The 12,040-nt window shown below is 45.4% G+C and carries 13 protein-coding genes and 1 pseudogene; 5 read left to right on the top strand and 9 right to left on the bottom strand.

Translation table 11 applies throughout. The annotated features are described in order from the left end of the window. The first annotated feature begins 70 nt into the window (after positions 1-70). Positions 71-2,062 carry a molecular chaperone HtpG gene (htpG, locus tag QVP35_RS05555; protein ID WP_006566561.1) on the top strand — a complete coding sequence of 664 codons (1,992 nt, stop codon included), beginning with the start codon at positions 71-73 and terminating at the stop codon, positions 2,060-2,062. Positions 2,063-2,122: 60 nt separating this feature from the next. Here htpG and QVP35_RS05550 read toward each other — a convergent pair whose 3' ends face one another. The 9 genes from QVP35_RS05550 to QVP35_RS05510 form a co-directional block, all read right to left on the bottom strand. After that, positions 2,123-3,148, bottom strand: a complete 1,026-nt coding sequence (locus QVP35_RS05550) for a sensor histidine kinase (RefSeq protein WP_009289091.1) — start codon at positions 3,146-3,148, stop codon at positions 2,123-2,125. Then, positions 3,141-3,824 (bottom strand): response regulator transcription factor, encoded by a 684-nt coding sequence (locus tag QVP35_RS05545; protein WP_009289092.1) that lies wholly within the window; start codon positions 3,822-3,824, stop codon positions 3,141-3,143. Before QVP35_RS05545 ends, QVP35_RS05550 begins: the two co-directional genes overlap by 8 nt. Before the next feature lie 12 nt (positions 3,825-3,836). Then, the gene (locus QVP35_RS05540) at positions 3,837-5,885 is read right to left on the bottom strand and encodes an ABC transporter permease (protein WP_009289093.1); all 2,049 of its coding nucleotides are present in this window, start codon (positions 5,883-5,885) and stop codon (positions 3,837-3,839) included. Further along, positions 5,875-6,645 (bottom strand): ABC transporter ATP-binding protein, encoded by a 771-nt coding sequence (locus tag QVP35_RS05535; protein ID WP_006566566.1) that lies wholly within the window; start codon positions 6,643-6,645, stop codon positions 5,875-5,877. Before QVP35_RS05535 ends, QVP35_RS05540 begins: the two co-directional genes overlap by 11 nt. Before the next feature lie 143 nt (positions 6,646-6,788). Further along, on the bottom strand, positions 6,789-7,067 hold the full coding sequence (locus tag QVP35_RS05530) for a DUF2325 domain-containing protein (protein ID WP_006566567.1): 279 nt from the start codon (positions 7,065-7,067) through the stop codon (positions 6,789-6,791). A 61-nt stretch (positions 7,068-7,128) separates the two neighbouring features. Next, on the bottom strand, positions 7,129-7,566 hold the full coding sequence (locus QVP35_RS05525; protein WP_009289094.1) for a flavodoxin: 438 nt from the start codon (positions 7,564-7,566) through the stop codon (positions 7,129-7,131). 12 nt (positions 7,567-7,578) lie between these two features. Then, positions 7,579-8,139, bottom strand: coding sequence for a DUF3793 family protein (locus QVP35_RS05520; protein ID WP_006566569.1), 561 nt, complete (start codon positions 8,137-8,139; stop codon positions 7,579-7,581). A gap of 138 nt (positions 8,140-8,277) precedes the next feature. Then, complete coding sequence (locus QVP35_RS05515) at positions 8,278-9,114, bottom strand: aldo/keto reductase (RefSeq protein WP_009289095.1); 837 nt, start codon at positions 9,112-9,114, stop codon at positions 8,278-8,280. Positions 9,115-9,580: 466 nt separating this feature from the next. Beyond that, positions 9,581-9,976: a hypothetical protein gene (locus tag QVP35_RS05510; protein WP_006566572.1), complete on the bottom strand. Its 396-nt coding sequence runs from the start codon at positions 9,974-9,976 to the stop codon at positions 9,581-9,583. Positions 9,977-10,196: 220 nt separating this feature from the next. Between QVP35_RS05510 and QVP35_RS16710 the strand changes: the two genes are divergently transcribed. The 4 genes and pseudogenes from QVP35_RS16710 to QVP35_RS05495 form a co-directional block, all read left to right on the top strand. Further along, complete coding sequence (locus QVP35_RS16710; protein WP_330664772.1) at positions 10,197-10,700, top strand: nitroreductase family protein; 504 nt, start codon at positions 10,197-10,199, stop codon at positions 10,698-10,700. Then, entirely contained in the window at positions 10,583-10,948 is a 366-nt protein-coding gene (locus tag QVP35_RS16705) for a nitroreductase family protein (RefSeq protein ID WP_022260875.1), read from the top strand. Before QVP35_RS16710 ends, QVP35_RS16705 begins: the two co-directional genes overlap by 118 nt. Before the next feature lie 11 nt (positions 10,949-10,959). After that, the gene (locus QVP35_RS05500; RefSeq protein ID WP_006566574.1) at positions 10,960-11,337 is read left to right on the top strand and encodes an ArsR/SmtB family transcription factor; all 378 of its coding nucleotides are present in this window, start codon (positions 10,960-10,962) and stop codon (positions 11,335-11,337) included. Then, positions 11,334-12,040 (top strand): annotated as a pseudogene (locus QVP35_RS05495) (EFR1 family ferrodoxin); the annotation flags it as partial. The gene QVP35_RS05500 and the pseudogene QVP35_RS05495, both read left to right, overlap by 4 nt.

The raw sequence follows: 12,040 nt of genomic DNA, 5'->3' as shown, positions 1-12,040 counted from the left end.
TTCCTGCTCTGCCGAAGAATTGAAAATTAAACCTGTCAATAGAAAATCAATGCAAAGGAGTGTGTATATCATGGCACAAAAACATGGTAACCTTTCAATTAACAGTGAAAACATTTTTCCAATCATTAAAAAATGGCTGTATTCCGATCATGACATCTTCGTCAGGGAATTGATCTCCAACGGATGCGATGCTATCACAAAACTTCGAAAACTGTCCTCCATGGGAGAATACGAATTTCCGGAAGGCCACAAAGAAAAAATCGAAGTCATCGTAGACGCAAAAGAAAAAACAATGAAGTTCGTCGACACCGGCCTTGGTATGACGGCTGAAGAAGTCGAAGAATACATCACACAGATCGCGTTTTCAGGAGCCACAGAATTTTTAGAGAAATATAAAGATAAGACAGATCAGGACCAGATCATCGGACATTTCGGACTTGGCTTCTATTCTGCATTTATGGTAGCCGACAAAGTTTATATCGACAGCCTCTCCTACAAAGAAGGGGCAGTCCCGGTACACTGGGAATGCGACGGCGGTACAGAATATGACATCGAAGACGGCGTCCGGGATCAGGTCGGAACTCAGATCACACTGTTTTTAAATGAAGACAGCCTGATGTTTGCCAACGAATCAAAAGTTGAGGAAGTCATTCAAAAATACTGTTCTTTCATGCCTGTGGAAATCTTTTTGACTGATGCGGGCAAAGAACAGGAATATGAGACGATCGACGAATCAGAACTGACTGAAGAAGACGTGGTTGTCGAGCACATCCATGAGGATGCAAAAACCGAAGAGAAAGAAAATGAAAACGGTGAGAAAGAAACGGTGGAGGTCTCTCCCGCAAAAGATCTGGTAAAAATCCATAAGCGCCCGGTATCCTTAAGCGATACTCATCCGCTCTGGATGAAACACCCGAACGACTGCACGGACGAAGAATACAAGGCATTTTACCATAAAGTATTCGCTGACTTTAAAGAGCCTCTGTTCTGGATTCACCTGAATATGGACTATCCGTTTAATCTGAAAGGAATTTTATACTTCCCTCAGATCAACACAGAGTATGACTCCATCGAAGGAACGATCAAGCTCTACAACAGCCAGGTATTCATCGCCGACAACATCAAGGAAGTCATCCCTGAATTCCTGATGCTCTTAAAAGGTGTCATCGACTGTCCGGATCTGCCGCTGAACGTTTCAAGGAGTGCGCTCCAGAACGACGGCTTTGTGAAAAAAATCTCCGACTATATTTCCAAGAAGGTTGCGGATAAACTGAGCGGCATGTGTAAGACTGATCGGGAAACCTATGAAAAATACTGGGATGATATCAGCCCGTTCATTAAATTCGGCTATATCAAGGACCAGAAATTCGGAGAAAAGATCAAAGATTATATTCTGTTTAAGAACATGGACCAGAAATATTTAACCCTCAGTGATCTGGCTCCGGCACCGGCTGATGAGAAAGACAAGACAACCATCTACTACATCACGGACGAAGTACAGCAGAGCCAGTATATCAACATGTTTAAGGAACAGGGTCTGGATGCCGTGATTCTGAAGCACAATATTGATTCTGCATTTATCTCCCAGTTAGAACAGCAGAGCCAGAACCTGGCGTTCAAACGGATCGATGCGGATGTGGAAGGCGCACTGAAAGAGGATTCCGAAGAGGATCTCACCGATATCACGACTGCTCTGACAGAACTATTTAGAAAGACTCTCGGAAAAGAGAATCTGGATGTCCATGTGGACAAACTGAAAAACGAGGACATATCTGCCGTCATTACCTTATCCGAGGAGAGCCGCCGGATGCAGGACATGATGAAGATGTACGGCATGGCAGGCATGGACCCGGCCATGTTCGGAGGAGCAGAATCCCTGACCTTAAATGCCAACAACCAGCTGGTGCAGTACCTGTTTGAACACGGGGACGCAGAGAATACACCGATCATCTGCGAACAGCTGTATGACCTGGCAGTTTTGAGCAACAAACAGCTCCCTGCAGACCAGATGACCAAATTTATCGCACGCAGCAACAAGATCATGCAGATGCTGACGAAATAGAAAATGAGCCGCAGACAATTTCACAGACTGTCTGCGGCTCTCTTTTACCTGTCACTTATCCTAAACTTTACAAAACCGAAATATAATCTCAAATCCTTCTGTGTAATCCTCCGGGATCTCAATCTGTATTCCCAGGCTGTCCGCCGTCTGTTTTGCCAGATAAAGTCCCATTCCGGTGGAATTCTTTCTCTTTTCCTCTGTGTCTCCGGTAAATCCCTTTTCAAAAAGAAAGGGAAGATCCCAGGGCTTTACTCCGATTCCATTGTCCCTGACTGCCAGTGTTACATCCCCGCTTTCTGCATCACGCTTTGTATACAGCTTCAAAAAAGATGCTTCTGCTTTCTGCCCGGCATATTTCAAAGAATTGCTCACTGCCTGACGGATCAGGAAAGAAAGACCTTTTTTGTCCGACAGAACATGTAAATCTTCCACTTCATTTATGACACGGATCTTCTGTTCCTTCAGCAGATTTTCATATCCGCAAAGCACTTCCCCGCATATATCAGAAAGAGATACTTGTTCAAATACATAGTCTGTACATACATTTTTTATCCTTGCGTAATACAGCATTCTCTCGACATTTTCTTCTATGTTGGTCTGCACATACTCAAGCCTCCTGTAAGCAGCAGAAGACATCTCATCATTTCGGTTATCCAGAACAAAGGTCATCAACGCCAGCGGAGTTTTGATCTCATGGGCCCATGATTCAATATACTCCTCATACTCCGCAAGATCCGCCTCCTGATCCCGGATCTTATGGTCCAGCATTTCAATGCGCTCTCCTATGAGTCCCATCGCCTGTATTTCCCTGTCATTCATAGATAAAAGTTCTATCTCATTTGGAGAACTTCCGGGCTTCTCCAGGAACCGCATAAAGTCCTTTTCTTTTTTCCTGTCCCTTCTGTCCAGCCAGAGACCCATAAATACGTATAAGATTACGGCAGCCAAAATCACCGAAGGCAGGATGGCATAAAAGCTGCCAATGTCTGAGAGCCAGAGAAACATACAGAATACGAGACAAAGAACCATGGTAAACACAAACCATTCTTTGTATTTTAATAAAATCTGCTTCCATCTGTCAGTCATCGCTTTCTCCGATCTCTGTAAGGCAGTACCCTATCCCTCTTCTTGTCTCTATTCTATAAGGGATATGAAGTTTTCTTATGGTTTTCTTTATTCTTGTCATGTTCACCTGAAGTGCATTTTCATCGATATACTCTGTGGTTCCCCATAATCTCTCTGACAGCATGGATTTTGTCACAGTTTCTCCCGCATGCAGCAGAAGCAGTTCCATGATCTTTCCCTGATTTTCAGGCAGTACCGCCGACTGTCCATTCATATACACCGTAAAAGTCTGGCGGTCCAGCCTGACTCCCTGAATCTCCGCAAAGCGGTCTCTGTCCTCATATCTTCGGAGCAGGTTTAAAATCCGGGCGGTCAGCCTGTCTTTGTGACAAGGCTTTGTCAGATATTCATCTGCCCCCAGCTTAAGGGCATGCAGTTCATCCTTTAACTGATCCCGGCTGGTCAGCACAAGAACTGGCACTGTACTTATCTTCCTGATGGATCTGCATATCTCAAAGCCCGTGATTCCCGGAAGATTCAGATCCAGCAGCACCAGATCAGGAGACAGACTGAGAATCTTCCTGGCCGCATCGGAAAAGTCCGCAAGACAGTCCGTCTCATAGCCCTCCTTCATAAGAATCGAAGCAAGTTCTTCCCTCATAAATACGTCATCTTCTGCAATCACAATCTTTTTCACGCTATCCGCCTTTCAGCCGTCGTCCCTCTTAAGCTTTGTCTGCCGGAGGATCTGTTTGTCGCTCATTTTCATGACGGCCACAATATATCCTAATTCTATCACACACACAAGCAGAATTACAGGCACTGCTGACGCTGTAAGAATTCCTTCTCTTCCCCGCATGTCAGATGCAGCAAAGCCTGAGGCCATGGACCGAATGCCAAACAGGCTTCCGAAAGCGGCGGCGGATATGGGCAGAAGGAAGAACCATCTGATCTGTCTCCTGGCAGACTCGCACAAATATTTGCAGCGGCATCCGAGACGAAGAATCGTCCGGTATCTCTTTTTCGTCTGCTGCTGATGCATCAGAAACTGCACGCCAAGCACCGTATTTGCGATAAGAAGAAAGATGACCCCCAGATAAATGGTTGTATAACTGGCTGCCGCCGTATAAAACAGCTGCCTGCCCATGCTCTTTAAATAGCTTTCATACTTTAGGGAAGTTTTGTCCAGCCGGGTGTTGATATCTGTCATGGTTTGCATCAGCCCTTTCTTCCGGACAACAGAATCCTTGAGCTTTATATTCCAGTACGAATGAAACTGCCCTTCTGTCAGCTGTTCAAATACCGGATCAGGAACGACCAATCCATAGCTGATCGTAATCGAACGGTCCGTGACGATGTTTTCCTGACAGTATGTTTTGGACAGTTCATATCTTTCGTGGTTCATTTCCACAGCGGGCCGTGTTTTCAGCGCAGACTTCATTGTCCTGTCGATATCCCCATTTGAATATTCCCTGCTGGTATAGAGAGCAGCCTGACGGCTTTTCAGACGGAGCGGCTCGTCTCCCTTCAGCTTTAGAATTCGGTTATATCCGGATAAGGAGATCAGGTAGGGTTCATCAAAATATTGGAGATTGTTTAGAAGAACTTCTCTGCCCTGAGAGTCCTCCTGCGCCTTTACGGCTTCGTAAAGTTCCGCTCCGGAAAAAGTTCCCTCTGATTTGTTCCCCTTAAACGGACCTGTTTTCACCTGGAATGATTCCTCTGTAAATTCATCCAGATTCAGCTGTTTCAGCTCTCTTTTGATCTGTCCCGGCTCTCCTTCAAAAGTATAGTCAATGACATGACGGTTATTGAGACCAGAGTTTACGCCGATGGCACATCCATATCCAAAACAGCAGAACGCAGCCAGCATAAGCATAGAGGACACCGCTATGGAATCCGGCCTCAGAACGATCGTCTCCTGGATCTGACGGAATGTAAAAACGGCCAGTCCCTTATTGCTGTCTTTTTGCTTTAGGTACATATCAAATACAATTCCTATCCCCCTGAAAATAAGGAAGGTCCCGCCGATACCCAGTACCATAATCACAGCCATTTCTCCAGGTGATCTCCACGCATTTACCTTCAGGGCCCGGAGATAGGCCGCTGCCAGCATAAAAAATCCCGCTGCCAGCTGTATAGCTGTGAAACAAGTCCTGTGATCCCTGTGCCTCTTATCCTGTGACTGGGACAGCAGCTGTGTGATCTCTTTTCGGACGGTCTTTATACTCTGAAAAAGCAGTGCAGTAAGCCTGACGGCAAAATATCCGGCAGCAGTCCACAGTGCAGCGGAAAGCGAAAATGTAAAACGATGCCCCACAATTCCCATCCCCGCCGCTTTTGCCGTGATCATACTGATCAGCTCTGACAGAAGGACCGCTATGGGGATACCTGCGGCAAGCGACAGGATACTGTTCCAGATATCCTCAGCAAGGAGCATGGCAAACAATTTCCTCCGACCCATTCCAAACATCAGATAGATGCCCATTTCATGGCTCCTCTGCTCCATTCGGTATCTGTCTGAAAAATACACGAGAAAAAACAGGAAAAAAAGAGAGATCCCATAAAGAACAGGAATCAGAAGCAGCAGCTTTTGGACGGCATCGCTCTCCATTTTTTTCAAAAATACCATCACATCCTGATTTTCAAGAGACAGAATAATATAAAATGCAGCAATGGAAACGATAAGAGATACAAACAGCAGCCCGTTTTCTTTTCTGTTTTTCCTGCTATTTTTTCTGACGGTCTCAAAGAACATTGGCACTTCCCCCTCCCAGCTGAGCCATGACTGCTATGATCCTGTCATAGAACTCCTGTCTGGATTCCGCCGGAACCCTTTTCCTCAGCTGATGAAAAATTACTCCGTCCTGAATAAAAAGGATCCTAGAACAATAGCTGGCCACATTGGCATCATGGGTCACCATAAGGATCGTGGCCTTCTGCTCCCTGTTCAGATCAGAAAGCTTCTGCATCAGCAGCCTGGCATTTTTAGAATCAAGTGCCCCTGTGGGTTCATCCGCCAGCAGAATCTCTGGGTTTAACAAGAGCGCCCTGGCCGCTGCGGCCCGCTGCTTCTGCCCGCCGGACAGTTCCGAAGGAAACTTTCCAAGAATATCCTCTATATCAAGGCAGACGGCCAATTCCTTCAGGCGGTGCTTCATCCTGCCTGCATTATGGATGGCAGCCGGCAGCAGAATATTTTCTGCCGCAGTCATATTGTCAATCAGTTCAAAGTTCTGAAACAAATATCCCATCTGCCTCCCTCTGTAGTTTTCCAGCTCTTTTCTGGTAAACTTACTGATGTCCTGTCCTTTTAAAAGAATCCTGCCGCCAGTTGGGTTTGAAGCCGTGGAAATGCAGTTTAAAAGAGTCGTCTTTCCCGATCCGCTGCTGCCCATGATACCGATAAACTCACTGTCCACAACCTGGAAACTGATTCCATTCAGAGCCTTTGTTATATTCTCTTTCTTCCCATAATACTTTGTCAGAGATTCTATTTCTAATTTTTTTCCGGTCATTTTGTATCCTTTCTATCAGCCACAAGACTTGATTGCCTTTCTGACTTAATTATACAAAATAACGCTTCTGAATAACACTTACACTTCTTGTAAGGATTCATGAACAAAGTGGGCAAGCCACTTCAACTCCCTGCATCCTTTTCTCAGGAACACTGTTCTAAGATTGATTCCAGCGCCGCCTCACTGCTGCTGTGTGACCGGACGATTTTGGCCTTGCTCCTTTTCGCCTCACAGAGGGCACATTTCACCATCTTATGGGAAACTGTATTGGTGAACAGAACAACTAAGTCAGGACTTCCTACCTGTTTTCCCAGTTTTGCACTCATCTGAGTAAACACTTTTGCTTTGCAGTTATACTCTTTGCAGATTCTTTTATATTGACAGACCATCCGGTCGTGTCCTCCAATGATCACAACACTCATAAGGAACCTCCTCTGTTTGAAAAGGAGCCGGTGAAACCGGCTCCGGCACTTGTTATCGCTTCTATTGGGCCAGCTGGGCCAGGGTTTTTCCAAGTCTTACACAGTCTGCTTTTACGTCGTCGTCCGGAGTTTCATGGGCAATCAGTCCCTCTCCGTCAACAACAGATGCTCCTGCAGATTTCATGCGGTCTGTCCAGTCCCTCATCCATTCTCCGTCACCCCATCCATAGGAGCCGAAAAGTGCGATCTGCTTTCCTGAAGCAAAAGCTTCCACTTCCTCGACAAAAGGCTCCATTGCCGATTCTTCCAGCTGTTCTGCTCCCATTGACGGGCAGCCGAGTGCAAATGCCTTTGCATCTTTCAGTGTGTCCGCAGAGACTGATTCCACATCTACAAATTCCGGAGTCCCTCCTGCCGCCGTGACCCCCTCTGCGATGGCCTCCGCCATGATTCCTGTATTGCCTGTGCCGCTCCAAAATGCGATGTATACTTTTGCCATGATAGCTCCTTTCTAAGCTGCAACGGTCATCTTCAAGATACCCCTGCCCTGCTGATACAATTTCCAGTAGACTTCTTTACATTTTTTATATTTTTTAAATAGTTTCAGTGCTTCACATTGATCGCAGTAAACCTTCCACATTCCGCAGAGCCTGCAGTTCATCCCTCTGTTCTCAATAAATCCAAGAACATCCCCCAGCGGATAATCCAAAAACACACCGATCTCATGGGGAAAATCATCTGCCAAAAGCCTGCTTTTCAGATGACTCAGACAGTCTCCGGCCTCTGTTCCGGAATAGCCGAAATCAGAGAGCAGCTCAGCAATTCCTTCCTCCCGGAGTCTCTGATCCAGGTCTTTTCTACGGTATACATAAACCAACACCGACTCTTCTCTCCATTTCAGTTCTTCCAGATACAGCCCGCATGGATTCAGCCGTTGATTCCAGCTGCGGATTTCCTGTCTTGCAGCCGTAGTTCCCTGATAACGGTAGTTAAACAAGCTGCCGCATTTCATCCCCGCCAAAGTCGGGGCACATTGCTCTACGATTAAATCTGATAAGGTTTTCTCTCCCATGTCACACCTGCTTCATTTTTACACCGCGCGATGGTTAGTTTTAACTAACTATCAACATCATATCATCCTTTTCAAAAAAAACAAGGGAATAACTGAGAGTCATTCTCAATTATTCCCTTACCAAAAACTCATATCATTTTAAAAATCAATGTGGTCGCTGTCTCTGTAAGAACCTTCACAGGTGGAAACCTCATCCAGAATCTTCATATCTTCAGGACTGATCGTAAAGTCAAGCTTTAAATTATCCTTAATCCTTTCCCTGGTCACGCTTTTTACGAGCGGCACCGTATTATGCTGCAGTGCATACTTCACACAGAGCTGTGCAGCACTCACACCGCAGCGCTCTGCTATTTCTCTGATCTCCTCACATTGAAAGACTTTTCCGTTCGCCAGAGGGCTGTAGGCTTCTACGATAATATTTTTTTCTTCGCAGTATGCCCTGGTCTCTTTCTGCAGACAGCTTGGGTGAAACTCTATCTGATTGACCATTGGGGGGATCTCGCATACTTCGAGGATCTCATCGATGTGATGGGGCTTAAAGTTGCTGACACCGATAGCTTTCACCTTTCCTGCCTTGTAGAGTTCCTCAAAGGCTTTCCATGTCTCCCGGTTCTTTTCGATATAATCGTCATGGAACTTTACAGGCACCGGCCAGTGGATCAGATACAGGTCCAGGTAATCCACGCCAAGATCCGTAATCGTATTCTCAAATGCCCTCAGTGTGGACTCATATCCGTGATCATCGTTCCAAAGTTTGCTTGTCAAAAATAAGTCTTCCCGTTTGATCCCGCTCTCCCTGATTCCTTTGCCCACCCAGATCTCATTGTGGTAAGCTGCCGCCGCGTCGATATGAGTATATCCGCATTCAACGGCTGTCTTTACTGCATTCACCGTGATCTCGTCACTGGGCGCCTTCCATGTTCCGAACCCGACCGCCGGCATCTGCTTTCCGTTTGAAAGTGTCACTGTTTCCATAAAAGCATAACCACCTTTCCTCTTCACACTGCATCGACTGTTATCATTATTATATCAGATTTTCCCGGGTTCGGACAGCCGCTGTTTTGCGCAGTGAGTGATAACGGAGCAGCATATATGACATTTTGACCAGTTTTCCGTCTTGCTGTCTCAGAGATGTAAGATTTTCTAACTTTCAGTAAAGTCTCTGCGGTGGCCCGCTCGGAACTCGCTGGCGCGGGGGCGGCCTCACTGTGCTTTGCACACCACCTCCGAGCCTTTTCTGAAAGAAGAAAAACTAACATCTCTTCGAATGCAAGGCCTCCAAACTGGTCAAAATGGATGTAATATCTACTGGATAAATATTCATTAAACAAATGGAACCGTCCAACGATAGTTGTTTAGCACTATTGGAGGAACGCATTTCAAAGCGTGACGGAAATAATAGTCAATAACTCATGCTTGAAAATCACCGGCAGGCTATGAATCATGCCAGTTCTTTCCTAACCATGTGGCCTACTCCGTATTCGTCATAGACCGCCTCATATCTGGTCCGTTTATCTTCCTTTCGGCAGTCTGATTCGTCAAAAGCACATGCGCCTTTCGGATAAAGATTGCAGAACCGTTCCATATTCCTTCTTGCGGGTATATAGGTCGGGTCCAGGGCCCAGGCGGCTCTGAAATGTTTCATGGCATTTCCGTGCTCCCCGTTTTTCTCCAGAAGGATTCCCATCAGATTATGGGGCTGGGGCGCATGCGGATACACCTTCATAGCCTCCGTAATTCTTTCCTGACAGATATCGTACTCTTTATTTTCCATGAGATATCTTACATCTTTACATAATATACTCAGTCCGTCTCTTTCTATTTTATGATTGAACATAACTATCAAACTCCTTTCCTTTCTTTCTGATTTTATTATAAAGAAAAATCTGTGAAGCCGATGTGAGGAACAGCAGAAGACTGTGAGAATTCTGTGAGAATTCAGCAAAAACAATGGTAACGTCTTTCTTTACCGATGTTGAAATCCGTATCTTATTTGCTATAATGGTTCATAATCTTTAACGAAAGGAAAGAAACCTACGCCACAACATAAAGTCAAAATAAATGCCGAAAAATGCATCGGCTGCGGGTTATGCGCAAAGACGTGCCCCGAACACAATATTATAATGAAAAACAAGAAAGCCGGTATCTTACTGCAGGACTGTCTGATGTGCGGACACTGTTCCTCGGTATGCCCGAAAGAAGCTGTCACAGTTACCGGCTTCCATACGAAACAATATCCGCAGACGAAATCCGTGCGTCTAAACCCCGATGAAGTCCTGGATGTCATTCGGTTCAGGAGGACAGTCAGACGGTTTAAAGATAAAAAAATACCGGATGCTGTGATCGCTCAGATTCTGGAAGCAGGGAGGCTTACCCATACGGCTAAAAATATGCAGGACGTATCCTTCGTCGTTCTAAATAAAAAAAGCAGGAACTGGAGCAGATGGCTGTCCGCCTGTTCAGAAAAGTCAAGCCTCTGGCAGATTTGTTCAGTCCAATGGCCAGAAATAACAAGATACATGATCATTTTTTCTTCTTCCAGGCACCCATTGTCATCGTAATATTGGCAAAAGATAAAACAAACGGCCTGCTTGCCGCCCAGAACATGGAATTTATTGCAGAAGCCAATGGACTTGGTGTGCTGTACAGCGGCTTCTTTACGACTGCCGCAAACATTTCAGGGAAGATCAGGAAAGCATTGAAAATTCCAAAAGGAAAACATGCTGCAATGACTTTGGTATTGGGATATCCGGATGTAAAATTTCTCCGCTCTGCCCGGCGTGAAGCATTAGATGTGAAATATATGTAAAGGGCCAGGATATGGATAAAGATTGTGAAAAAAGATTAAGTCAGATTGTACAGGGTTTCAGCGAATGCAAAGATGCATTTACTGCCATCGGAGATGAGACGAGACAACTGATCCTGATGGTGCTGTTAGAGAGTGACTTATCCGGCATCCGTGTCGGAGAAATTGCCCGGAAGACCCATTTAACCAGGCCGTCTGTCTCCCACCATCTGAAAATATTAAAGGAGGCAGACATTGTGGCCATGAGAAAAGAAGGAACAAAAAATTATTACTATATCAGTCTGGATGAAACCCGCTGGAAAACCATAGCCGGACTGATCAATCTTATTTATGAGAGTATCGAATGCAGCAGCCATAATATAGCCGGTGAAAGGCAGGAGAAAATATTATGATCTTATATTTTTCAGGAACAGGCAACAGCGAATATGCGGCAAAAAGAATTGCAGCAGAATTACAGGATGAGGCTGTAAATCTCTTTCATAAAATAAGAAGAAATGATTGCAGCAAAATAAATTCAGAGACTCCATGGGTCATTGTCACTCCCACCTATGGATGGAGAATCCCCCGGATTTTACAGGAATAGCTGTCAAAAACAGAATTAAAGGGCGCCAAAGATATTTACTTTGTCATGACATGCGGCGGAAGCATAGGAAACGCGGGCAAATATGTCAGGAAACTGTGTTCAAAGAAAGGCCTCTCTTTTAAAGGATGTATCCCCGTGGTCATGCCGGAGAACTATATTGCGCTTTTTGAAGCGCCGGAGCAAAATGAAGCATTGGAGATCATTGCGAAAGCCGAACCTGTACTGGACGAAGCGGCCCGTCTGATAAAAAACAGAGAAGCGTATGCACAGCCCGCGGTCACATTAAAAGACAGACTAAGCAGCAGTATCGTGAATGACATCTATTATCCTGCCGTCATACACGCAAAAAAGTTTTATGCCACAGACAGGTGTACATCCTGCGGCATGTGTGAAAGGATTTGTCCGTTAAAGAATATCGATATAAAAGAAGGAAAACCTGTATGGAAAGACAGATGCACACACTGTATGGCATGTATCTGCCGCTGTCCCGCAGAGGCGATTGAATACGGCAG

Source organism: Anaerostipes sp. CAG:276 (genome assembly GCF_000432215.1).
In the GTDB taxonomy this organism is placed as follows: Bacteria; Bacillota; Clostridia; order Lachnospirales; family Lachnospiraceae; genus Anaerostipes; species Anaerostipes caccae.
The sequence above is the reverse complement of the archived record's forward strand: the minus strand, read 5'-3'. Positions and strand labels throughout refer to the sequence as shown.